Raw genomic sequence first — 25,144 nt, 5'->3', positions numbered from 1 at the left:
CTTATCCATTTTAGTTTTATAGCTATAGTTATGAGTAAGTTTGAGGAGTTTTAGACAAATTTTCGCTTTCTGTATTTACCCCTTTTATTTTTCTCAAAGCATTAGTATTAATTCGGTTTTATAGGAGTAATATATCAAAAATTACATATAGTTTATATTGTTTAATCTCTTAGCATAGCTTGCACAGAATCAAAGTTTCCGTCGTTAGGAGCGGGTTTTAAGTTCAAAACTTTGGCCATCAGATTATATACTTCTATATTCTGAAAAGATTCTACTAGCAAACCTTCTTTAAAAGATGGACCACTGGCGATGAAAATTCCATGCATTGAGGGAAGTTGATAATCATAACCATGAGTTCCTCTGACAAACTGAAATTTTAAACTATTAACTAAGCCATGACTAGAGATTGACCATCCTTCTTCAGCAATGCCAATAATGGGGGTAATACGATGATGATTACGAAAATGGAGGCTAGAACAGAAAAAATAAGAAAGACTGGATTATTAAGAATTAATCCTCAGGCTATCAACAGTAATGGTGATGTAATTTTTGTCCATGGTCTAATGGGTCATCGGATTAAAACATGGCATCCAAATGAAGAAGACAATGAGGAATGTTGGCCTTATTGGTTAGCAAAAGAATCTCAGTATAAAAATATTGGTATCTGGTCTTTTGGTTATGAAGCAGAGGCTTTTGCTTGGTTAGGCAATTCTCAGACTCTATTTGATCAAGGAAAAAATTTATTAAATTCTTGAGAAAATTGGTCAACAACCTCTAATTTTTATTACTCATAGTTTAGGTGGTCTTGTTGTTAAAGAGATGCTTTACTCTGGAAGTAATTATCCAAATATTTCCAGAAAGGATGCAATTATTCAAAATACTAAAGGTGTGGTTTTTCTTGCAACTCCTCACATTGGTTCAGATTTAACCAAAACTCCTCTAGTGAGAATTATGCAGTTTTTGGGACAGGAAAATGTTGCAGCAAAAGAGTTAGAACCTCATTCTAGTCAACTACGTCGGCTTGATGAATGGTATAGACAATTTACTTATAATACCCAAAGAATATCTACAAAAGCTTATTACGAAGGTAAAAAGACTCAACGTAAAGGTATTTCTATAGGAATAGTTGTAGATTCAGATAGTGCCGATCCCAAAATACCAAATGTGCAAGCCATTCCTGCAACAGATGCAGATCATATCACTATTGCCAAACCAATTAACATAGAAGATGAGGTTTATGAAGGTGTCAATCTGTTTATTGAAGACTGTTTTCAATCATTACAAACATCGCAAATTCTTCCTGATTTAAGTATTCTTAATAAACCACAAAAATTAGAAGAAAAAGAAACTGAAAACCCTATTTCAGCTCTTCTGAAGACTAATGCCACATCAGAAGGGCTTGACAAAATTTGGGAGTCAATGGTGAGAATTATTGATTCTAATGGCAATACTGTAGGTTCTGGTTTTATGATTCATCCTGACGGTTACTTTGTTACTTGTCATCACATTATTTATTCTCTGAACTTGCTAAAAGTGCAGTATCAAGATAAAGATTATCAAGCTCAATGGTGCGAGAAATTTTCAAATCCAGAAGTTGATATTTCTATTCTCAAAATAGATGTAAAAAATGCTAAACCTATTCCAACTACGATTCCTAAAGACCAAATAGTTTCAACTTTGGTTTGCGGTTTTTCACATAATCAATTTCCTAGATTTTCAAAAAGCTTTGATGTCTATGGTACTTTGAGAGAAACTGTCAAAGTTAATACAATTTCTGCTTACCACCAAAAAAAAGATGTAAATTTCATAAATTTATGGAATAAAAAGCCACAAGATGAATCTACTTTTTCGGCTTACAAAATCAAAAAAGAAGATAATGAAAAAATAAATGAAGGGGTTTTTGGAGGATTAGTTTTAGATAAAAATTCAGGTTGTGCTATTGGAGTTATTCAGTCATCTGATAATAAAGAAACTTATGTAATTAGTTGGGAAAATATTATTGACCGTTTAAAGCTACTAGAAATAGATCCTAGACGGCAAGAAGCATTTTCTACAGTAACAATAAGACATTTATCACCTTCTAAAACTAAAACTTCATCTGACATTTATATTCCAGATCCAGGATATCTAAAACTTCTAGGTAGAGAAGCTAAAATTGAAAGGATTAAAGAAGTTTTGAGTGATACTCTAGGAAGAAAAATTGTTGGAGTACATGGTATGGGTGGAGTTGGTAAAACAGCTCTAGTAAGAGAAATTATTAAGTCCTATTCAGATGTTGGCTTTTCCAAAGTTTTATGGCAAACAGCATCAACTACAGATAATTCTCAGCAGATGACTTTTGAAACAGTAGTTAATGGAATTGTACAGCAACTAAATAGACCTGAGTTGTTTAAAATTAAAGAAGAAGAAAGAGAAATTAAAATCAGAGAATTGCTTCAGGAGCGACCTATATTAATAGTTTTAGATAATATGGAAACTTCAGCAGAATCACAAGATAAGATTATCCAAAAACTTTTACCTATTCTTGGTTCTAGCAAAGCACTTTTAACTAGCAGACATAGATTTACTGAAACTTTTGAAGATAATGTTTTTCCTTTGAATTTGCGTGGATTGAATAAAGAAGCAGCTATCGATTTAATCAAAGATACTGCTACTCAAAAAAATATGCTTGAGTATTTTGATGCTGTAGAAAATCATAAATTAGAAGAAATGATTGAAACCATAGGAGATGAATCTTTTGGTTATATACCTATGGCTTTAAAATTTGTATTGGGGCAGCTTCAGAAGTTCGACCCAGAAGTTATTATCGACGGGTTAAAAGATGTACGTTTAACAGATAAAGATGGCGAAGTAAGTGACGAAGATGATTTTAAACAATTCTGGAAATCTATATTTTTAACTTCTTTAAAATTACTTTCTCATCTCGATAGAAAGTTTATGAGTGGAATGACTCTTTTTGAGCCTAATATAGGTAGTAAGCATGATGTAATTATGTCTACTTTTTCCTTAAGTAATGAAGAATTTAGGCAAGCAGTAAAAGCAACCTGGAAAGTCTCTTTTTTAGAAATAAGTCAGATGGAATCCAGCAAGACATACTATCTACATAGACTAAGCCATATCTTTTTCTCTGCAATTATCGCACAATTAATCAAAAAAAGAAGTTTGTAAAATGAAAATAGATATTACTGATTTACTGACTTTAGAGGAATTAGAGGATACTTCAGGGTTTTTAACTCCAGAAGAAGTAGGAGAACTAGAAAAAGGTTTTGAGGAAATTATTTCTATTTACCAAGAATTAATTCTTCGTTTTATTAAGACATACTTAGATGAAGCTAACTTCAAAGATGATTATCTTAATCCTAGACTTAGAAGCAAACTTGCTAATAAATTGAATAGACTAGAAGAAGAGTTAGAAAGAGAAGGTTTAAGTTTTTTTCAAGCAGAGCTTCCTAATATTAAAAGAGCAATAAAAAAAGCCAACTCAATCAAACAGTGGTCATCAATTATTGATATATGTAATAGTCTGATTACCTTTTACAATGTTCGTACTTACTGGGAAGATTTAGAAGAAACTTTAAACACCGCATTAACTGCTGCTAAAAATGATAAAAATCAGCTTGCTGAAGCTCGTATTTATAACAATTTTGCTAATACTTTTCGACTACTTGGTCGTGCAACAGAGGGAATAGATTATGGCTTAAATAGTTATAATATTTTTTGCTCTCTAAAAAATCCAGAGGGGGAAGCGGAATCTTCTTATACTCTCGGATACCTTTATCGTTCAGTTGGTAATTGGGAAGAATCTATCAAAGCTTTTAAACATTGTTTATCCCTATTTGAATTGCGTGAAGATTTTGTGGGTGAAGTTGGAGCATTAGATGGTTTAGGTCAAGTTTATACAAAACAAGGAAACCTAGATAAAGCTGAAAAAGTTTTACAGGATAGCCTCAGAATTAAAGAGAAAAAAATAGGCGATCGCTTTCAAATTAGCATAACTTTAAATAACCTGGGTAAAGTTTATAAAACGAAAGGTAATTTAAAGGAAGCTAAAAAATTGTTTGAGAGAAGTTTAGAAATTAAACAAGAAATTGAAGATAATCAAGGTCAAGGAGTCTGTTACAATGAACTAGGTATGACTTACCGTTTAATGAAAGACTATAAGCAAGCTCTAGATTATTTTGAAAAAAGCTTAGATATCAAAAAAGAAGTTTCTTCATCTGGTACTGGAAAAGCTACTGATAATCATGGTGAAGGACTAACTTTTATGGAAATAGGTACTTTATATCAAGATAGAGGTGAATATGAAAAAGCATTGATTAACTGGAATAATGCTTTAGAAAAGTTAAATAACTACTCACCAGAATTTACACGAGTAACTAATTATATAAAATCTTTAGAAGCTCGAATAAATGGAGCAAAAAGCTACTAGAAAAAGTTACAACTAATGTTGATTAAAAAAGTCTCTCAAGAATAACTTTTGGTGCTTCTTCTGCAATTTGCTCTGCTACTAACTTATAGTTATGAGAGTTTGCTATTGGAGGTTGGATAGCTCTCAACCAACCTCCGCTTTTTTCTGAAACAGCTGAATGATAAACTCTTCCATCATCTTCTAACTTAAGTGTTTCTGTATGAGTTCCATAAAAAGCTATAATTGCTGATGGATTTGTACATTCTTCAACTAAATGAAGACAACTACTACCATGTAAAATTCCTATATTCGGCAAACCTGTTTTTTCAGACCATTTATTTAGTGCATGAAAAAAGCCAACTTGTCTAGCAAAATCTCTGTTCCAATCTATATCTAATGAAGTAGGAATAGGGTTTAAGTTATGTTGTTTACTAAGTTGAAAAATATTGCGATGAATCTCTTCGAGTGAACCGTATTGAATAGCAACTGGAATGACTATAATATTGTGTTTTTTTAATTCTTCTTGAATCTTGCCAATAGCAGGGATACTATCTTCAAAAGGAAAAGACATAAATGTGGCAATCTGTTCTTTTTCGCTCAGTTTTTTTCCATAGTCTGTGCCAAAAGATTTTAAACCTGAAAAAGGAAGAAAAATGACTTTAGCCTCTCGATCATCAGTATTATTTTTTGCAGATTCAGCAACAGATCTAAGTCTATCTATCACCTGTTCAACAGTTTTTTTTGAAGCAAAAAGACTAGGTTTGTTTGGCATCGGATGAGCTACGCCATAATTATCAAAAATAATTGGGTAATTCTCTTTTAAATTCTGACGTAAAAAATCCATAGCGCGAGAATCTGTAACAATATTATACTCAGAAGTATAGTATTTTTTTGCAATAATCTTTATCCTCTCTTTATCTAAAGTTTTATCCTCATAAGCTTCAAAATAAACCTTAGCATTTGTTTGTGAAAAAGTTTCTTCTAAGATTTCCTGAAAAACCAGAGGTGCCAAAACAATAACCGATATCTTTTGTTGTTTTTGTTGAATAAGATAATCCAGATAATCCTTTTGTGTACGTATCCCGCGTATTGCAAAACCAACAGAATTTATGATAGGAATTATTTGATATTCTTTCATTTGATTTTTGTTAGTAATTTTACTTTCCTTTCCCAATATTCTAATTTAGTTATCTAGGGTTTCATCGGGTTACGGATTCTTCTTTTATTGCTTCTTTTAGCGGAGTCATAATTTACCAATGAAAGAAATTTATTAAAAATAAATGCCAACATTTAGATAACCACATCAAATCCCGTCATACACCAACAAAATATACGACTGAAATAAATATATTATAGCGCTACTTGAATAGGGAATAGTAAACTGTTAAAGAGTTTAGAAATATCCTCACCTTAATGCGTAGCGCTATAGTACAGAAAGCGTATCAAATCTTGAAAAAATAGCTTAGTTTGGGTATTAATCTAATCGCAAAACTGCCATAAAAGCCTCTTGTGGCACATCAACTGTACCTAATGACTTCATTCGTTTTTTACCTTTTGCCTGTTTTTGCAATAATTTTTTCTTACGACTAATATCCCCACCATAACACTTAGCTAAAACATCTTTCCGTAAAGCAGGAATATGTTCGCTAGCAATAACTTTAGAACCAATAGATGCTTGAATTGGTACTTTAAATTGATGGCGAGGAATTAATTCTTTCAACTTTTCTGCCAAAGCACGACCTACTCCATAAGCTTTATCCTTATGTACAATTACAGCTAAAGCATCCACTGGTTCAGCATTAATCATAATATCCAGCTTCACCAAAGGATTTTCACGATAACCTATAAGATGATATTCCATACTCGCATAACCACGAGACCGAGACTTCATTTGGTCAAAAAAGTCCGTCACTACCTCTGCCAAAGGAATTTCATATATTAAAGTAGTTCTACCCCTAGCCAGATACTTCATATCCTTAAATATCCCACGTCGTGATTGACCCAACTCCATTAATGTCCCTACATATTCTTCTGGAGTAATCATTTCTACCTGGACATAAGGTTCTTCAATTTTTTCTCGGTAATTAGGGTCTGGTAATAAATTTGGATTATCAACCATAATTACTTCCTCTTTGCTAGTAGTTACTTGATAAACTACCGATGGAGAAGTAACAATTAAATCTAAATTATATTCTCGCTCTAACCTTTCCTGGACAATTTCCATGTGTAGCAACCCTAAAAAGCCACATCGAAACCCAAAACCCATTGCACTTGATGTTTCTGCCTCATAAGATAAAGCTGCATCATTCAGTTTTAGTCGGTCAAGAGCTTCTCGTAAATCAGGAAACTGGTCCGCATCAGTAGGAAATAAACCACAAAAAACCATAGGTTTAGCTTCCGTATAACCAGGTAAAGGAGCCTCTGCTTGTTTCTTAGCTAAAGTAATTGTATCCCCCACCCTTGCATCCTCCACAGCTTTGATAGCTGCCCCCAAATAACCTACCTCTCCTGCGTGAAGCTCTTGTACTGGTTTTTGAGTAGGAGAGAGAACTCCCAATTCATCTATTTCATACTCTTTTCCCGATGCCATAAGTCGGATACGATCGCCCTTAGCAATAGTCCCATCCATGACCCGGAAATATACAATTACCCCTCGATATGGGTCATAATAACTATCAAATATCAGAGCGCGTAATTTTTCATCAATAGTATCTTGTGGTGGCGGTACTAATTTAACAATTGATTCAAGAATTTCTGGAATCCCAATTCCTTCTTTGGCCGATGCTAAAATTGCCCCCGAACAGTCTAGGCCAATTATTTCTTCTATCTCTTGTTTAACTCTATCTGGTTCTGCTCCTGGAAGGTCAATTTTATTTAAGACCGGAATAATTTCTAGGTTATGCTCCAAAGCTAAGTAGACATTAGCTAAAGTCTGAGCTTCTACCCCTTGGGAAGCATCTACCACCAATAAAGCACCTTCACAAGCGGCCAGAGAGCGCGACACTTCATAAGAAAAGTCCACATGGCCAGGAGTATCTATGAGATTTAATACATATTCTTCTCCATTTTCAGCATGATAATTCATTCGAGCAGCTTGTAGCTTGATTGTAATACCACGCTCCCTTTCTAAGTCCATTGTGTCTAGGAATTGCTCCTTCATCTCACGGTCTTCCACAGTGCCAGTTGCTTGTAAGAGGCGATCGGCTAAAGTGGATTTTCCATGATCTATATGGGCAATAATTGAAAAGTTACGAATGCGAGATACAGGAACTTTTGTCATACTTTTGTTAATAATGTGAAATACCTTATTTTTGTTATTCTCTTACGATTTAGATAACATTAATAATTTAGAGTAAAGTAGTTAATATTCAGATTGCTCCAAATATTCAGATTGCTCCAAATATTCCGAATTACTCCGGGTTATCGACTACTCTTGGCACAATCCAATCTATCTATTATTTCTTAACATATTTTAATCCTGAAGATTTTTGTAGCTCTAATCTGACTTAATTTCAGGGTAGTCCTGCATAGTAATGGTACACAGCAAAGAGGAATACCTGGCACGGGAGCAAGATGCTCCCACTGTTCTGGTAACAAACATTGCCGGATAATGGATGACCATGACAATGTAACACGATCAATTTCAGTTCTAGTCTAAATTCTTTCCCGATTAAAAAAGAAATTTCTATTCCTTGGACTACTTTGTGCTAAAGTTAAATTTATTGAAATACCCAGACATCAAGGGAAAAACAATAAACCGATAACCTACGGAAATTAAGACTCTGTTTGTGGTGGCGAAAACACAGTAAAAAGCAACTGAGTAAATTAATTTTCCCAAAGACCCTATAGATTTTAAGATTTAGCTGAATCGCCGAGAAGCCTCACGCTATAATATGCAGATTTGGTGGATGAATCGGCAGCAAATTGAATAAGTCAGATGCCGATTCAATTTGCATACCATCCCAGCAGAAGCTTTCCTCCTAGTAGAAAAACTTGTATGATTATCTTGCTATTTTAACTGTCAAAGCCGTTAGCGCAGCTCCTCCGGAGGAGGCAAATGCTGGAGGTGAAGACTATAGCAGTGAACCCCAAAAATACCAGCCAAGATTGCTCAAACTGTGGGGAAAAAGTCCCCAAAGAATTAAACATACGAACTCATTCTTGTCCGCATTGCGGTATTGTAATAGACCGCGACTTGTTTGCGTAGCATGACAAACGGAAATGCGGCGATAAATATCAAAAATAGGGCGGCGGGGCCCAGACGTCCTTAAAGCACGCGCTTGTCCGATGCAGTGGCAGGACTGCGAAACGAGAAGCCCACACAATGCGCGCCAGCGAGCGTGTGGGAGTATGTCACATTAAAAAAAATAGTAGCGGAGGACATCCCCTAACTAAGCCTAACCACCTGAACTACTGTGGACAGAACGATCTCTGATTAGCTGTTGCAATAGCTAGAGATAGTTACATGGACTGGGTGAAGCAGTAATTTCTATGAGTGAGCTGGAAAAAATTCACTTCAGAGAGTGGATTATGTCAACATGATAATATACAGTAGCTTTTCTAGATTTGAGATTGTCTTACTATGAATCAGCCTGAAGTTAATCAGTCGAAATTGCCAGAAAAAGTAGAATTATCTATCAACATAGATTCTAGATTATTAGACCAAGTTCAACATTTGACAAATGACCCTAGTAAGGTCATTGAAAGTGCCCTTCGTCAGTGGTTAAGAGGAGGACTTCCAGAAGATGAGTTGGCCCTAACACTCCAAAGAAACCCTCCTATCCCACCAAGAGGGGAATGGAATGATTAAAATACTATTTACTTCAGATTGTGTGAACAGCTTATATGAAGTCAATATAGTTATTGACAACAATTAATTTAGTTTGGAAACTACAAACAACAAAAATTAAAGAATGTCAAAATACACTCCTTTTGGCGTGAATTATTATTCTTTGCTTGGACTCCATCCCCAAGCATCTAATCAGGAAATTAGAAGAGCATATCGAGAACTAAGTAAGCGCTATCATCCAGATACTACAGACTTGCCTGAGGCGATCGCTAAGGCAAAATTTCAGCAAATTAATGAAGCTTATGCTACTCTCGTAAACTCAGAAAAAAGATTAGAGTACGACCAAAAAATTAGGCGCTTATATATAGATGATTTGAGTCAAAGAGTTAGTTTTTATAATAGAAATTCATCTAGCTACTTAGACTCTCAAGACAGACCATTATCTGCTGGTGAATTATTTGCTTTATTGATTATTGGTATAACTTTAATTTGTTGTTTATTGATAGCTATTACTATTGGCCTCATACGCCCAGAGTTAACTATCCAACCTATTCAACCACCAGGAAATCAATTCATAGAAATCAAACATTCACTATAGCTTTATTGGTTTGACCGACAGAGTTATAAATAAATATTTAATATTTGATTAATTTCTATGATATTATTTAAATAATAACTGGAAAAAGTCAATATATGTTAGTGAAATTAAATTATTGGAAGTCTTTGTAAGTTATTAAAATTATTATCAAATCTAGATATTTTTTGTTTGTAAGCACAAAAAAAATGGATACTCCCAAACCAGATACTCCTTTATATAACCACCCTCTGCCCAAAATTGAACAATGGCTCCAAGAAAATGGTTGCCAACAAAATTCTGATAAATTACATTGTTGGTGGGTTGAAAAACCTACCTGGAAAGCAGAATTATCACTTGACATTGACCAACTTACCGTGCGCTATGTAGATGCTAGCGCGAATGGCAATGATATTCAACGCTCCTTCAAATATTCTTTGAGTCGCCAAGACCTCGAAAAAGCAATTTTTGGCGGGCCTTAGCAAAATCAACTAAAGGCCACAAAACTTAACTGACAAATCAGAAATATTAGCTTTCTGTATTATTGCAATATATCTTCATGTTATATTTTTCCAAACCTACGTTGACGTTTCTGATAAGCAAATAAGGCACGATGAAATTCAGAACGGTTAAAGTCAGGCCAAAATGTTTCAGTAACATAAATTTCTGAATAAGCCATTTGCCATAATAAAAAATTACTAATTCGCATTTCCCCACTGGTACGAATTAACAAATCTGGGTGAGAAATTCCAGCCGTATAAAGATATTGCTCAAATAACCCTTCATTAATTTCTTCTGGTTTGAGTAAACCTTTTTGTACCTGAGAAGCGATCGCTTGACAAGCATGTACAATCTCCTGACGTCCTCCATAATTAGTAGCTACAGTAAACTTAATTCCTTGATTTTGCTGAGTCATTTCCATTGAATGTTTAATCTCAGCTTGTAAAGATAGAGGTAAAGAACTTAGATTACCAACAAATCTAATTTGAACATCTTCTGCCACCATCTCCTGTAGCTCTTGACGCAAAATTCTTTCGAATAAAGTCATCAAAAAATTAACTTCCTCTAGTGGCCTGCCCCAATTTTCACTAGAAAACGCGTAAGCAGTTAATGCTTCTATGCCCCAATCTTTACTACACCGTAGTATAGCTTTCAGCGCTTCCACCCCACGTCTATGACCCATAATTCGAGGTAAACCTCGGTGTCTAGCCCAGCGGCCATTGCCATCCATAATTACAGCTACGTGGCGAGGCAACTTTTCTGGTTCGAGGTCAACAGGTAAATCTTGTAAGCAAGTTCCTTGATTCATCTTTTCTTTCGAGGAGCTGATGGACTTTGACGAAGCACCGATGACATTAATCTCGATCCTTTTGTTCCTATTTGAAGTCCAAGATTAACTATGGTGAATGGTTTTGTATTTTTTTCACTACCTGATAGAAATAGGCGTTTCTCTAATAATTCCTTGAGTTTATTACTGGTTAAGGGTCGATTTAAAGTTCCTTTTTCGGCCAGAGAAATAGAACCAGTTTCTTCAGACACCACTACGCAGATGCACTTTTCTACTTGTTCTGTAATTCCCATAGCCGCTCTATGACGAGTCCCTAATTGCCTGGAAGCTATTCTCTCAGACAGTGGTAGAATCACACCAGCTGATATAATTTTATGTTCTCGAATTAGGACAGCGCCATCGTGTAATAAAGTTTTTGGCTGAAATATGGTTTGTAATAGTTCCCTAGAAAGTTCAGCATTTAACTTTACCCCAGGTACAGAAAAATCCCTCTCATCTATAGGCCCATCTGTTTCTATGATTAACAAAGCGCCTATACGATTTTGAGACAGTTGTTTGATTGATTCTACTATTTCATCAATAATGCTATCTGATTCGGGTAAAGCTCTGCGATTATGTCCAAACATTTGCAGAATTTCTCCCTGTCCCAACTGCTCAAGAAACCTACGGAATTCTGATTGTAATATTACTGCCATTGAAACAGCAGATCCTATCACTAAGCTGTTGAGGGCAAAACTTAAAAGTCTTAATCCAGCCCAATGACTTAAAGCTGAAGCCAACATTAAGACTATAAAGCCTCTTACCATCCATAATGTGCGACGTTCCCCTATGATGACAAGCACCATATATATCAAGGCTAAAACCAGTCCAATATCAATACTATGTACTAATAAGGACCCGATCAAGCCTGGGTCATTACTAAGACCCGATTTCATTGAACTTTAATTATTAATTTAACGTCAACTTTTGATGTGTTTTTTTATTTAACATTGGTGTCATCACCAGCAAAGAGCGTTTACTCTCTTGCATAATGTAAATAATTAATTATCAATATCATTGACACTCCGCAGGATAAATCAGTACGGATTTTTAAGGGTAACAAATTTGCCGGACTAAAATCATGTCAAATTTCACCCTTAATGGCATAGCCAAAGATGCCTTAGCGTCTGTCCGGGGTAAACCCATTCAGGTTACTTTTGACCCCAATATTTGCAGCACCATTACCGAAAATATTATAATGTGCGTAAATACGGGTTAGAGCCAATAGCATAGTTTCCATCCAGCGGTTTAAAACGGGCTGTTTTCCCACTTACCGAAAGTTGATGATGAACAATAAGTTTGATCCTAAACTGTTCATTGGACATTTTTTGGTGTTAGTAGGTTGACGGAATCAGATGGAATAATATATGTGCTGTACTTCTCCACATTTATAGTATAAGCATCAAGATGCAAATTCTAGTTCACTAACTATAGTTAAATCTGTTTAGTCCTAACTATTTTGTATAGTATCATTTTTGCTTAGTAACAAATTATTTCAACACCATAATTTGTTTTTGAGCTATCAGTTATACATGGGACTTACTGCAAAATTAGTCTAAAAATCAAATTTATATATCTGTAGTACTAAAGTATAAGACATACAACAGTTTAATTTTTTTCATCTTGCTATTATTAGCTTTTTTGCATTGGAATCAAATACTATGGTTGTTCCATAGCTATTCGTTCTGGTAAAACATCGTGACTGAGTAAATCTTGGTAAGTTTCCCTTTGTAATATGACATTTACTTCGTTATTGTTAACTAAAACTCCTGCTGGACGTGGTAGACGATTGTAGTTGGAAGCCATGCTATAGTTGTACGCACCAGTAGCCATTACTACTAAGCAATCTCCTGGTTGAGTTACAGGCAACATGGCATTTTTAACTAGAATGTCACCAGACTCACAATGTTTACCAGCAACGGTAACTGTTTCTGTGAGAGGTTCAGATAATTTATTAGCTACAACCATTCTATAAAGAGATTGATAGGTGATTGGACGAGGATTATCTGACATTCCCCCATCTACTGATATATAAGTCCTAATTTCTGGTACTTGTTTTTGAGACCCAATTGTATAAGCTGTTATACAAGCTGGACTAATAATTGAGCGTCCAGGTTCACATAATAGTTTTGGTAAAGGTAATTGTCTGGCTTGACAAGCATCTACCATTGCCTTACTAATATTATGAACCCAAGTTTCAATACTAGGAGGGTCATCTGCTTCAGTATAACGAATTCCTAGACCACCACCCATATTAATTTCTTTGACTGATAGATTATGTGTCATGGCAGTTGTCATTGCATCTACCATTACAGTTGCTAAATCTTGATGGGGCTGAACTTCAAAAATTTGGGAACCTATATGAGCATGAATTCCTATAAATGATAGTTTTTGTTGTTGACTTATGAAGCTAAAAACATCATTTAATTGGTTAGGGTCGAATCCAAACTTACTATCTAGATGGCCTGTACGAATGTATTCGTGGGTATGACATTCAATACCAGGTGTAAATCTCACCATTATTTTTGTGGGATTCTCTAGTCCCTCTGTTTGTTCGTTTTTTAAATCTGCTAATGTTTTTAATTCCAGCCAATTATCGATAACAATTACACAATCTGTTTCGACCGCTAAACTTAATTCTGCAAGAGATTTATTATTGCCATGTAAGTATATTTTCTCTGGATTAATACCTGCTTGGATAGCTGTGTATAATTCACCTCCAGATACAACGTCTATACCTAAACCTTCAGAGCCACAAATAGCACATACTGCCAGACAGCTCCAAGCTTTAGAAGCATAAAGAACCAAAGATTCTCCAGGATAGTACTGTTTAAGTGCATCTCGATATTGACGACAAGCTGTTCTGAGAGTATATTCGTCCAATATATATAGAGGTGAGCCAAATTTTTCGACCAGTGCTGGGACATCCCAACCACCGATTTCTAAGTGGTCTAGTTTGTTAACTTTGGCAGTTAGTGGTAAAAGTTCCTGATTTGGTGAACTTTCCATTTTTGGCAAATACTGAAGTCCAGAATTTGCAGATATTACAGATTGAGTTGATACCATGAGTGTTGTACAGAATCATACTCTAGTAGTCTAATCTAATAAATGGAAGTTATGTCAGTTTGTAAATTTTTGATTAATTTTTTATCTAGAATTTAGGCTTTTGCAATTATGGCAATTATTACAATTCAACCAATGAGTCCAAAGCATATTTCTAGTGTGGTTGAATTGGATCGACTTTGCTTTGGTGGACTCTGGAATTTTCAAGGTTATCAGCGAGAGTTAGAAAGTCCTAACAGCGATCTGCTAATTTTAGTAATTAGCCAAAAGAATGAGGATATGAAAGAGGGAGTAGCTTTTAAATCTTCTAACTCTAAATCAGAGCTTACCAATTATCAGTCCATAATTGGCATAGGTTGTTTATGGGCTATTTTAGAGGAAGCACACATTACTATTCTCGGAATTCATCCCCAATACCAACGTCTGGGTTTAGGTCAGTTATTATTATATTCCTTAATGAGGTCTGCTTGGGACAGAGGGTTAGAGAGAGCCACCTTAGAAGTTGCAGCTTTAAATACATCTGCATTGTCCCTTTATCACAAGTTTGGGTTTCAAGATGTGGGCCGTCGTCGAGGATATTATCAGCAAACTGGTGAGGATGCTCTTATTCTCTGGCGTGGTCATCTACATGACCCAGAATTTGAACAGACTTTGTCACAATGGCATAAACAAGCGATCGCTCGTTTGAATGGTTATGAAGTGAGATGGGAAAAGTTTGAGTCGGTTATTGGTAATTAGCGATCGCTCAACTCAAATAGCTTTATTATTTTGAGTTAAATTTTTTTAATAGACTCTTTTGCCTGCATTTTAAATTGATTGTATGGGAGTATAGGTATAATCTGTAACAAATTTCAAAATACATAAAAATTCTAAAAATCTCATCCAAGTATTGCATTTTTTTTAGATATTTTTTTATACAATCCAAATAGAAAAACTACATTATTACCAAAGATGAAATGAGTAATTGTTACTGATAAAACTTTATAATTTCTTAAAATAAATAAGCAGATTGAATCATCTCTGTATAAAAACCTGAGCTATACTTTAGAAACTCAAATTATATTGTTGGCTAGAAAAATGTAACGTTTAATACCATCTCAACTCCTGGAAAATCGATCAAGCCAGAGACTGAGAAAACTTTCTAATAAAAGAGAATTTAAGATCAATGATTATCTTCATAAATCATCTCGTTTGATTATTGATACTCTAACTAATCAGAAAATAGGAACATTGATAATAGGGCACAATGAAGACTGGAAGCAGAAGATAAATCTAGGGAAGAGAAATAATCAAAATTTTGTATCTGTCCCCTATAACAAGTTAATAGAAATGTTATCTTATAAAGCCAAGATGGTAGGGATAGATGTAATAATTACAGAAGAATCTTATACCTCAAAAGCAAGTTTTATAGATAATGATTTTCTTCCTTTGTACAAGAAAGGTCAGAAAAATCAAGTCACTTTTTCAGGAAAAAGAATAAAGCGATGCAGCGCGGTCTTGGGGGTTTCCCCCATGAGCGACTGCATCAAGACAAAGAGGTTTGTATTGCACCGCCACCAAAGAATTAATCAATGCTGATGTGAACGGTTCTCTGAATATAATGAGAAAAGCAGTCCCAAATGTCTTTAACTATGGGATAGAGGGTGTTGTAGTTCACCCAGTTAGGGTAACACCTGCAAAATAAGGATATGTCTTAATATGACTATATTTTTATGAACTATGTCACTATAAATGTCACGCTAGAATAAGCGTAAGGGCAACTTTATAAATAATAGGAATTAATTAATTATGTTTGAACGCTTCACCGAAAAAGCAATCAAAGTGATAATGTTGGCCCAAGAAGAGGCTCGGCGCTTGGGACATAACTTTGTGGGGACGGAACAAATTCTCCTGGGTCTAATTGGAGAAGGCACAGGTGTTGCGGCCAAAGTTCTCAAATCTATGGGTGTTAATCTCAAGGACGCTAGGATTGAAGTAGAAAAAATAATTGGCCGTGGATCTGGATTTGTGGCTGTAGAAATTCCATTTACTCCTAGAGCTAAAAGGGTTTTAGAATTATCCTTGGAGGAAGCACGGCAATTAGGACATAACTACATTGGTACTGAGCATCTACTTCTGGGTTTAATTCGAGAAGGGGAAGGAGTTGCAGCAAGAGTTCTAGAAAACTTGGGGGTAGACCTCTCGAAGGTACGGACTCAGGTAATTCGGATGTTGGGTGAAACCGCAGAAGTCACTGCTGGTGGAGGCGGTGGACGGACTAAAACTCCTACTCTGGATGAGTTTGGTTCTAATCTGACTCAAATGGCATCTGAAGGTAAGTTGGACCCAGTAGTGGGAAGGCAAAAGGAAATTGAACGGGTTATTCAAATTCTAGGCCGTAGAACGAAAAATAATCCTGTACTTATTGGAGAACCAGGGGTTGGAAAAACAGCGATCGCTGAAGGTCTGGCACAACGTATTGCTAATAATGATATACCAGATATTCTGGAAGAAAAGCGGGTAGTTACTCTGGACATTGGTCTATTGGTGGCTGGCACAAAATACCGAGGTGAGTTTGAGGAACGTCTCAAGAAAATTATGGATGAAATTCGCTCTGCGGGTAATGTCATCCTAGTTATAGATGAGGTTCATACTCTAATTGGAGCTGGTGCAGCAGAAGGGGCAATTGATGCAGCTAATATTTTGAAGCCTGCTTTGGCTCGTGGGGAGCTACAGTGCATAGGGGCAACTACTCTGGATGAGTATCGCAAACACATTGAACGAGATGCAGCACTCGAACGTCGTTTCCAACCAGTAATGGTGGGCGAACCTTCCGTTGATGAAACAATTGAAATCTTATACGGTTTAAGGGAACGTTACGAACAACATCATAAGTTAAAAATTTTGGATACAGCTCTAGAAGCTGCTGCTAAATTGTCAGACCGCTATATTAGTGATCGCTATTTACCGGATAAAGCTATTGACTTGATTGATGAGGCAGGTTCCCGGGTTCGTTTGATTAATTCTCAACTTCCTCCCGCAGCTAAAGAGTTAGATAAAGAGTTGCGTCAAATTCTCAAAGAAAAGGATGAGGCAGTACGCTCCCAAGATTTTGACAAGGCAGGAGAGTTGCGCGACCGGGAAATGGAAATTAAATCTGAAATTCGCTCCCTCGCTCAGAATAAAAAGACAGATTCTACTTCTGAAAATGATTCTCCGGTAGTTAACGAAGAAGATATTGCTCATATTGTTGCAAGTTGGACAGGTGTTCCAGTTAGTAAACTCACAGAATCTGAATCTGAGAAATTGCTACACATGGAAGATACTCTGCACCAACGTTTGATTGGTCAGGAAGAAGCTGTCAGAGCAGTATCTCGTGCTATTCGTCGGGCAAGGGTAGGATTGAAAAACCCCAACCGACCAATTGCTAGCTTTATTTTCTCTGGACCTACTGGGGTTGGTAAGACAGAATTAACTAAGGCTTTGGCTACATATTTCTTCGGGTCTGAAGAGGCAATGATTCGGTTGGATATGTCCGAATATATGGAACGTCACACTGTTTCTAAGTTGATTGGTTCTCCTCCTGGTTATGTAGGTTATAACGAAGGTGGTCAGTTAACTGAGGCAGTTCGTCGTCGCCCTTACACTGTGGTGCTATTTGATGAAATTGAAAAAGCTCACCCTGATGTCTTCAATATGTTGTTGCAAATTTTGGAAGACGGACGCTTGACTGATGCTAAGGGTCGCACAGTAGATTTCAAGAATACCTTGATTATTATGACCTCCAATATCGGTTCTAAGGTAATCGAAAAAGGAGGCGGTGGTCTTGGTTTTGAGTTCTCCGATAATGAAGCTGATGCTCAATACAACCGAATTCGCAACTTGGTGAATGAAGAACTGAAACAATATTTCCGCCCAGAATTCCTCAACCGTCTAGATGAGATTATCGTCTTCCGTCAGTTGAATAAGGAAGAGGTGAAGGAAATTGCTGTGATTATGTTGAAAGAAGTCTTTAGTCGTTTGACAGAAAAAGGCATCAAGTTAGAAATTACCGATCGCTTCCAAGAGCGGTTGGTTGAGGAAGGTTATAATCCCAGTTATGGAGCGCGTCCTTTGCGTCGAGCAATTATGCGTTTACTTGAGGATGTTTTAGCTGAGGAAATTCTTTCTGGCGCGGTTCGCGAGGGCGATACTGCTGTGGTTGATGTTGGGGAAGATGGTCAGGTTAAGGTTAGTCAAGGTGAAAAACGAGAGTTGTTGCCTCAAGGAGCTGAGTAGGATTTAGTTTCTTTAGGGAACGGAAGTGAATATTTAATTGTAAAGCGGCAGGAAGTTTAAACTTTCTGCCGTTTTTTGATTTTATTAACGTGACCTTGACGGAATTTGAATTGCTAATACTAAATACTGCCTACATCCCTTAGTTTTTTTTGCTTTCCTTTTCACGGCCAAATAGTTTTGTATATTCAATAGGAAGACGTGTTACTTCTGAGATATTTGCAACAATTCCTTTTTCTTGGTCAACATAGTTAATATATTGCCAAACTATATCCCCTTGCTGATTAATCTCAAAGCCTCTTCCAGAACGAGATTCCGTAATTAGTAAATTCCCGTTAGGTAACCATTGACTCTTACCCATGATTTGAGTGTAGAAAGGCTTGTCTAAACTGCCTTCAAAGAAAATTTTACTTGTGTTGTCTTTTAAGGAAATAAGCCAAATACGACTTGCAAAATTATCTTGATTTAGATCGTTAACTACATTATTATCAAAGACAGAGATAGTATTACCATCTACAAAATCTGGATCGTGTTGGTGTATAAATTTACCTGTGATGAGAGTCTTAATCTTCTCAGTATCTGTGTTGAAAACAAAAACGGTGTTAATATGACGCACAGAGAGCATAACATCGCCTTTCTCAAATATACCTTCCTGCATTTTTAATGGGAACGGTTCCACATCATTTAGATGCAAAATATCTCTACTATTTCTTTGCGGGACTTTCAAAGACAAAAATCTAACATAAGTTGAATACAAGAGTCCAGTATAACCGTTCTTTCGTAAAATCTTGGGAACAGACCACTCTCTTAAAATTTTACCCTCTGGTGATACCTCTAAAACTGTATCTTCATAAAATGGAGGAGTCAGATGTGGTAATTCTGGTGTATTTTCTGTATGATATATCCGCCCGGATACCCATAAGTTTCCATCATCATGCAGATGGAGTGAGTGATGTGTCAGATAAGGTAAACGCCAAACAACTTGGCCTTCCAGATTGATACGAATTAACCCGAAATATTCAAAGTTAAAAACTAAGTCTCCATTTTCCATCACAACAGCCCCATGAATCTGAGTACCAGGCTCTTCTTTAGGCAGAATTTCCTTGGGCACATGATCGGGTTTAGGCCACATTTCAAACCAGTTTATGTCCCACTCATGAATTATATTGCTTTGAGAGTCAACAATTTCTGCAGCTATATAACGTGTATTATTCTTATATCCTAGCTTAGTAACTAAATTTAAGCCTTCATAGGGCTGGAAGTTATCGTTACTAATCTCAGGGAATGGCTTGTCTAAGCGGTTAAATTGTTCGGGTGGTTTTCCAGAAATTTGGTTACGCAGTTTTTTGTAACCCTGCATTGCTTTTGCATAATAATTATAGGGAAAAAGCTTAAAGTCTCTGACCAAAAAACCGCCAAAAAAGACAAAAATTGTACAGGCAGTCATAAAACCTGCGAAACTAAGTTTATCTGAATTAATTTTAACCATCTTTACTTTGCGATAATTCTTTGTATAAATCTCTAGTTAACTGATTTATCTTTCAACTGAGCGTAAACAAAGTTTACTTCTTCCAATAGCGAGCTAGATATCGTACTGGTATCAATTTCTTTGGGTCTTGGATAATGTTTTCCTACCCCCGATAACAGTAGTCTCTTTGCTCTTTTCTACTAGACTGAATTTGAATTGCTAATACTAAATACTAGACTTGTCGCTTTATAACTTAAAAAAATCCCAAAAACCTTGTTATGTAAGGATTGTAGCCATTGGAGAGTAAAAAAACTTGGAATTATTGCTCTGTCTAGGTTAGAGTGATTTTTTCCCTTTATTTAGCGACAACTCTACTGCCTACATCCGTTAGTTTTTTTTGCTTTCCTTTTCACTGCCAAATAGTTTTGTATATTCAATAGGAAGACGTGTTACTTCTGAGATATTTGCAACAATTCCTTTTTCTTGGTCAACATAGTTAATATATTGCCAAACTATATCCCCTTGCTGATTAATCTCAAAGCCTCTTCCAGAACGAGATTCCGTAATTAGTAAATTCCCGTTAGGTAACCATTGATTCTTACCCATGATGTTAGTGTAGAAAGGCTTGTCTAAACTGCCTTCAAAGAAAATTTTACTTGTGTTGTCTTTTAGGGAAATAAGCCAAATACGACTTTTAAAATTATCTGGATCTAGATCATTACCTTGGTTGTTATCAAATACAGAGATAGTATTACCATCTACAAAATCTGGATCGTGTTGATTTATAAACTTACCTGTGATGAGAGTCTTAATCTTCTCAGTATCTGTATTGAAGACAAAAACGGTGTTAATATTACGCACAGAGACCACGACATCACCTCTCTCAAATATACCTTCCTGCATTTTTAAGGAAAACGGTTCGACATCATTGAGATGCAAGATATCTTTACTACGATCTCTGTTGAGTTTCAATTGAAAATTACCAATAGCCTTTGGGTGTAAAAGTCCAGTATAACCGTTCTTTCGTAAAATCTTGGGAACAGACCACTCTCTTAAAATTTTACCCTCTGGTGATACCTCTAAAATTGTATCTTCATAAAATGGAGGAGTCAGATGTGGCAATTCTGGTGTGTTTTCTGTATGATATATCCGCCCGGATACCCATAAGTTTCCATCATCATGCAGATGGAGTGAGTGATGTGTCAGATAAGGTAAACGCCAAACAACTTGGCCTTCCAGATTGATACGAATTAACCCGAAATATTCAAAGTTAAAAACTAAGTCTCCATTTTCCATCACAACAGCCCCATGAATCTGGGCACCAGGTTCTTCTTTAGGCAGAAGTTCCTTGGCCACATGATCGGGGTTAGGCCACATTTTAAACCAGTTTATGTCCCACTCATGAATTATATTGCTTTGAGAGTCAACAATTTCTGCAGCTGCATAACGTGTATTATTCTTATATCCTAGCTTAGTAACTAAATTTAAGCCTTCATAGGGCTGGAAGTTATCATTACTAATCTCAGGGAATGGCTTGTCTAAGCGTGTAAGTTGTTTGGGTAGTTTTCCAGAAACTTGGTTACGCAGTTTTTTGTAACCCTGCATTGCTTTTGCATAATAATTATAGGGAAAAAGCTTAAAGTCTCTGACCAAAAAACCGCCAAAAAAGACAATAATTGTACAGGCAGTAAGAAAACCTGCTAAACTAAGTTTATCTGAATTAATTTTAACCATCTTTCTTTGCGATAATTCTTTGTATAAATCTCTAGGGCGTTGCTGATTTTGGGTATGATTTGTATTTGTTAGCAATTGCTAAACTATTGAATAACAAATATTTGAAATTATTCAGTTTTTATTTTCATACCTTGATTCAGCAACACCCTCTAGTTCAGTGATTTCTCTTTCAACTGAGCATAAACAAAGTTTACTTCTTCCAATAACGAGCTAGATACTGCACTGGTGTCAATTTCTTTGGGTCTTGGATGATGTATGCGAGTTGCTGATTCCATCAATGCCTCTGGATTAGAGCTATCCACAATATCTGCTAATATTCTCAGGCCATTTTCAGGATTTTCACAGAAAGCATCGTAGTTCAGAAAGTTCAGAAAATTACTCTCCTTTGCTAAAAGGTGTTTATAACTGGCAACCCAGTATTCTAACCAGAAAGCTAGAGAATCAGCATCTTTTGACTGCCGTTGGTCAAACCAAGCATCAAAATCAACAGGACGAAGATTTTGTCCGAAATCATAGTGACCAATTGCTCGCATATAGTCTGACGCAAAGCTATCTTCTTGATGAATACGAAGAAAGTTACAATGTTGCTTCAGTAGGGAGGCGGTATGATTTAATGGATCTCGGAAAGGAATGATCGTAATTGAATCAGGAAATAGTTGATTCAGCATCATTGTTCGCGCAATATTGAGGTTATTTTTCGATACATAGCGCACATCTTCTGCACCTTGCTGTTTGCGTAGCAGAATAATCTTACGCATATGACTGGAGAAAAATTCCTCAAATTCTTGGTCTCTTTCATTATCCCAAGGAATAATACGATCTTTGTGATAATGTCGTTTCCAAAATGTTTTCCATACCACTTCTTCTAATGCTTCTGGACTATCTGGCGTAACTTGCATCCCATCACCATGTGCCCTTTCTTGAGATTCAACTGTCTTCTGAAAAGATTTTGAGAAACGATCCCATAGACAAGGAATTAAAACAAATGGCATATCACGATAACAATGAGTTGCAAATTCTGGCGTACTGGCGAAACATTCAAGTAATAATGTTGTTCCTGCTCGCGGCAGTGCAGTTATAAAAATTGACCTCTCAGTGCTACAGGAGGACAATTCCTCAGAAAACATTGAATCTTCCATATCTGCCAATGCTATCTGGGCAGTAGAAGTATTAAAGGCCAGATAGTATAGTGTTCGATCAAGCCCAGAAAAATTACTGGCTTGAACCCGACCTGATGCTTCCCCACCAGACTGTTGCTGAGTCGTTTGGGCTTGGCGAGGTTTAAGAAACAACACAATCACAGCAAGGACAGTGCTGATAATTAGAAATACCGGAGAAAGAAGGGTTTTAAAGACAGCATCTAGAGAGAGCCAACCCAACTTTTCACCTAGCCATAGTAGCCCTAGAGGTAGCACAACAGATGCAATTCCACCAAAAGCAAGAATAAAAAATAATCCAAACAGATCTTTAGCGTTTTTTTGCAGTAAGGATTCTTTTTCCTCTTCACTAAGCTGAGAAGAACGAATTACGTCTAAACAACTACTACCTATGGCAGTAGTCTCTTTGCTCTTTTCGACTAGCTGTAAACGCTGCACTAATATGAGGAAACCGACAACAAATAAAGTAGCACCTATCCAGTGGCTCATTGTGCCTCCTTTTGACCATCATTTTGACCATCATTTTCTTCTTTAGATTGCTTACGTTTCCGCAGAAGTCGCTTAATGGGATACCACAAAAAGCCAAATAAGGCTGCGAGAATGCCTGCAAGAAGGGCAAAAAAAGCACCAATGGCAGCTAGACCAGCACCCGGTCCCACATAGGCCATAGCAGGTTGAGAAATAATAAGGACTATGAATAGGGAGGCCAGAAATAATTGTACAAAGGTTAATAACTGTTTCATTTTTTTGAAATTATTACTTAATGAGATTTACATTTTTTTCAGTATTAGCTTAACATAAGTTTCAAAGTCCAAAATTATTTATATCTGTGAAAAAACGATAAAATAGGAGATGAAACGTTAACTTCATCCAAGTCCTCAATCTATTCAGCAACGCCAACAAAAGATAAACTCTTAGGTGCAAACCTCTGTGCTCTGATCACAACACCAACCCTATCATCGTTCAATTTATTCACATATTCCCAAACAATCTCTTTGTCACGATTGACTTCTAATATCCGTCCACCTGTTGACTCAGTAATCAGAATATTGCCATTGGGTAAAGGTTGTTGACTGCCGCGAAATATAGCATGCAAGGGACGCTCTTTTGTGCCAGCATACTCCCAAACAATCTCTTGCGTTTTTGGATCGAGTTCTATAATTCTTGTAGCTCCTACTTCAGAGTTCACTTTTCCCCAATTATCGAAAATGAGGATATTACCATTAGAAAGTAGGTCAGGATCGTGTTGTTGCGAAAACAAGTCTCTAGTCAACCACTTAACAAGCTTTGTTTGCCGGTCTATAATTGCTATCGCGTTAATGTTGCGTACTGAAACCATCAAGTCTCCAGACTCAACTTTGGGATGATATTTCGCCCATTGTTCTGTAATTAGTTCAACATCATTCAAATGAGTCGGATCAAAATCGCCAGATGCGTGTTTTGGACTTCTGAAACTTTTATTAAAGCTCCAACTATAGTCCGATTTAGCAAATGCATCCAAAAGTGGAATTTCCTCTAAAAACTCTCCATCTGGAGATGTAACGATCACCACATCCTTGAGGATTGGTTTCTTCCAAAATGTAACTGATGCTGGTAAGTCAGGAAAAGTGACAGGTGTTAGATATCGTTGTATACCATTATCTTTACCTTTTTCTTGCAATAAGTACATACCCGGAACATAGAAAAGACCATCATTGCCAAGATGTACATCGTGATGTGTACACTTTGGCAATGACCAGACAACATTGGAGTTTAGATCCAACTTCACAAGTCCACCACAATATGGTCTACCATTATCTATAAATGTAGCTACAAGCTCTCCATTCGGCAGTAATTGAGTTCCTTGCCAACAAGTCCATTCATCACCAAGTTGCTTGTCTAAGAAAGGCGCTTTCTTTCCCCATACATCGCTGTACTTAATGTACCACTCTTGGATAAGATTACCCTCCATATCAATAAGGAGGTTTGTACATTTTTGACCATCATAAGCTGTAAAAAGCGTATAACCCTGATAGGATTTCTTTCTATCAAAAACTGTTACTCCACCATTTTTATCTTTTAAATTACTTCTTAAAGGAAATGTATGTAAACTTTTTGGATCGGGGGTAGATGATTGTTGGTTAACTAATGCCTCTACTCCTTGTCTTGCCTTCTTAAAAAAGGAATAAGGGAAAATTTTATATTCAACTATAATAACGCCACATAAGAAGGCTATAAATGCAGTTCCCATTACAAAGGAAAAGATGGGAATGTTATCTTGGGGAACATTTTCTTTCACAGGAAAAAAACCAAACAAGGATTAGTCAATAAAATGATTTTAACTGAAAAGTTAACTAATCACAAGGAGGCATTGATTTTTTTGCTGAAAAT

The 25,144-nt window shown here is 36.3% G+C and carries 21 protein-coding genes; 10 read left to right on the top strand and 11 right to left on the bottom strand.

The window, feature by feature from the left end; translation table 11 throughout:
* Positions 1–161: 161 nt before the first annotated feature.
* Positions 162–326: a hypothetical protein gene (locus tag F6K15_RS09710; protein ID WP_293060297.1), complete on the bottom strand. Its 165-nt coding sequence runs from the start codon at positions 324–326 to the stop codon at positions 162–164.
* 123 nt (positions 327–449) lie between these two features.
* On the opposite strand from F6K15_RS09710, the gene F6K15_RS09705 reads away from it, so the two are divergent.
* From F6K15_RS09705 to F6K15_RS09695, 3 genes are all read left to right on the top strand, one after another.
* Positions 450–755: a hypothetical protein gene (locus F6K15_RS09705; protein WP_293060295.1), complete on the top strand. Its 306-nt coding sequence runs from the start codon at positions 450–452 to the stop codon at positions 753–755.
* 64 nt (positions 756–819) lie between these two features.
* The gene (locus F6K15_RS09700) at positions 820–3,168 is read left to right on the top strand and encodes an NB-ARC domain-containing protein (RefSeq protein WP_293060294.1); all 2,349 of its coding nucleotides are present in this window, start codon (positions 820–822) and stop codon (positions 3,166–3,168) included.
* Between the two features lies 1 nt (position 3,169).
* Positions 3,170–4,429, top strand: coding sequence for a tetratricopeptide repeat protein (locus F6K15_RS09695; protein ID WP_293060293.1), 1,260 nt, complete (start codon positions 3,170–3,172; stop codon positions 4,427–4,429).
* Positions 4,430–4,451: 22 nt separating this feature from the next.
* On the opposite strand, the gene F6K15_RS09690 is transcribed toward F6K15_RS09695, so the two are convergent.
* Together F6K15_RS09690 and lepA are read right to left on the bottom strand one after the other, a co-directional pair.
* Entirely contained in the window at positions 4,452–5,546 is a 1,095-nt protein-coding gene (locus F6K15_RS09690; RefSeq protein WP_293060292.1) for a hypothetical protein, read from the bottom strand.
* A gap of 336 nt (positions 5,547–5,882) precedes the next feature.
* Positions 5,883–7,688: a translation elongation factor 4 gene (gene lepA, locus F6K15_RS09685; protein WP_293060291.1), complete on the bottom strand. Its 1,806-nt coding sequence runs from the start codon at positions 7,686–7,688 to the stop codon at positions 5,883–5,885.
* A 777-nt stretch (positions 7,689–8,465) separates the two neighbouring features.
* Between lepA and F6K15_RS09680 the strand changes: the two genes are divergently transcribed.
* From F6K15_RS09680 to F6K15_RS09665, 4 genes are all read left to right on the top strand, one after another.
* Positions 8,466–8,615, top strand: a complete 150-nt coding sequence (locus F6K15_RS09680) for a zinc ribbon domain-containing protein (RefSeq protein WP_293060290.1) — start codon at positions 8,466–8,468, stop codon at positions 8,613–8,615.
* Positions 8,616–8,990: 375 nt separating this feature from the next.
* Positions 8,991–9,218 (top strand): hypothetical protein, encoded by a 228-nt coding sequence (locus tag F6K15_RS09675; protein ID WP_124145555.1) that lies wholly within the window; start codon positions 8,991–8,993, stop codon positions 9,216–9,218.
* Positions 9,219–9,321: 103 nt separating this feature from the next.
* The gene (locus tag F6K15_RS09670) at positions 9,322–9,795 is read left to right on the top strand and encodes a J domain-containing protein (RefSeq protein ID WP_293060289.1); all 474 of its coding nucleotides are present in this window, start codon (positions 9,322–9,324) and stop codon (positions 9,793–9,795) included.
* 185 nt (positions 9,796–9,980) lie between these two features.
* The gene (locus F6K15_RS09665; protein ID WP_293060288.1) at positions 9,981–10,253 is read left to right on the top strand and encodes a DUF3143 domain-containing protein; all 273 of its coding nucleotides are present in this window, start codon (positions 9,981–9,983) and stop codon (positions 10,251–10,253) included.
* Between the two features lie 80 nt (positions 10,254–10,333).
* Here F6K15_RS09665 and F6K15_RS09660 read toward each other — a convergent pair whose 3' ends face one another.
* From F6K15_RS09660 to lysA, 3 genes are all read right to left on the bottom strand, one after another.
* Positions 10,334–11,080 carry an isoprenyl transferase gene (locus F6K15_RS09660; RefSeq protein WP_293060287.1) on the bottom strand — a complete coding sequence of 249 codons (747 nt, stop codon included), beginning with the start codon at positions 11,078–11,080 and terminating at the stop codon, positions 10,334–10,336.
* Positions 11,077–11,994, bottom strand: a complete 918-nt coding sequence (gene cdaA / locus F6K15_RS09655; RefSeq protein ID WP_293060286.1) for a diadenylate cyclase CdaA — start codon at positions 11,992–11,994, stop codon at positions 11,077–11,079. Before cdaA ends, F6K15_RS09660 begins: the two co-directional genes overlap by 4 nt.
* A gap of 763 nt (positions 11,995–12,757) precedes the next feature.
* Positions 12,758–14,164: a diaminopimelate decarboxylase gene (lysA, locus tag F6K15_RS09650; protein WP_293060285.1), complete on the bottom strand. Its 1,407-nt coding sequence runs from the start codon at positions 14,162–14,164 to the stop codon at positions 12,758–12,760.
* Between the two features lie 108 nt (positions 14,165–14,272).
* Here lysA and rimI point away from each other — a divergent pair, with 108 nt between their 5' ends.
* From rimI to F6K15_RS09635, 3 genes are all read left to right on the top strand, one after another.
* Complete coding sequence (gene rimI / locus F6K15_RS09645) at positions 14,273–14,899, top strand: ribosomal protein S18-alanine N-acetyltransferase (protein ID WP_293060284.1); 627 nt, start codon at positions 14,273–14,275, stop codon at positions 14,897–14,899.
* A gap of 351 nt (positions 14,900–15,250) precedes the next feature.
* Positions 15,251–15,739: an IS200/IS605 family accessory protein TnpB-related protein gene (locus F6K15_RS09640; RefSeq protein ID WP_363267743.1), complete on the top strand. Its 489-nt coding sequence runs from the start codon at positions 15,251–15,253 to the stop codon at positions 15,737–15,739.
* A gap of 210 nt (positions 15,740–15,949) precedes the next feature.
* Entirely contained in the window at positions 15,950–18,418 is a 2,469-nt protein-coding gene (locus F6K15_RS09635) for an ATP-dependent Clp protease ATP-binding subunit (RefSeq protein ID WP_293060283.1), read from the top strand.
* Positions 18,419–18,557: 139 nt separating this feature from the next.
* Here the strand turns inward: F6K15_RS09635 and F6K15_RS09630 are convergent, their stop codons facing one another.
* From F6K15_RS09630 to F6K15_RS09610, 5 genes are all read right to left on the bottom strand, one after another.
* Positions 18,558–19,904: an arylsulfotransferase family protein gene (locus tag F6K15_RS09630; RefSeq protein WP_293060282.1), complete on the bottom strand. Its 1,347-nt coding sequence runs from the start codon at positions 19,902–19,904 to the stop codon at positions 18,558–18,560.
* A 366-nt stretch (positions 19,905–20,270) separates the two neighbouring features.
* Positions 20,271–21,692: an arylsulfotransferase family protein gene (locus tag F6K15_RS09625; protein ID WP_293060281.1), complete on the bottom strand. Its 1,422-nt coding sequence runs from the start codon at positions 21,690–21,692 to the stop codon at positions 20,271–20,273.
* A gap of 74 nt (positions 21,693–21,766) precedes the next feature.
* Complete coding sequence (locus tag F6K15_RS09620; RefSeq protein ID WP_293060279.1) at positions 21,767–23,263, bottom strand: sulfotransferase; 1,497 nt, start codon at positions 23,261–23,263, stop codon at positions 21,767–21,769.
* A complete protein-coding gene (locus F6K15_RS09615; protein WP_293060278.1) occupies positions 23,260–23,517 on the bottom strand; it encodes a hypothetical protein in 258 nt (85 codons plus the stop codon). Before F6K15_RS09615 ends, F6K15_RS09620 begins: the two co-directional genes overlap by 4 nt.
* Before the next feature lie 140 nt (positions 23,518–23,657).
* The gene (locus F6K15_RS09610; RefSeq protein WP_293060277.1) at positions 23,658–25,052 is read right to left on the bottom strand and encodes an arylsulfotransferase family protein; all 1,395 of its coding nucleotides are present in this window, start codon (positions 25,050–25,052) and stop codon (positions 23,658–23,660) included.
* Between the last annotated feature and the right edge of the window lie 92 nt (positions 25,053–25,144).

The organism is Okeania sp. SIO2B3, assembly GCF_010672525.1.
In the GTDB taxonomy this organism is placed as follows: domain Bacteria; phylum Cyanobacteriota; class Cyanobacteriia; order Cyanobacteriales; family Microcoleaceae; genus Okeania.
The sequence above is the reverse complement of the archived record's forward strand: the minus strand, read 5'-3'. Positions and strand labels throughout refer to the sequence as shown.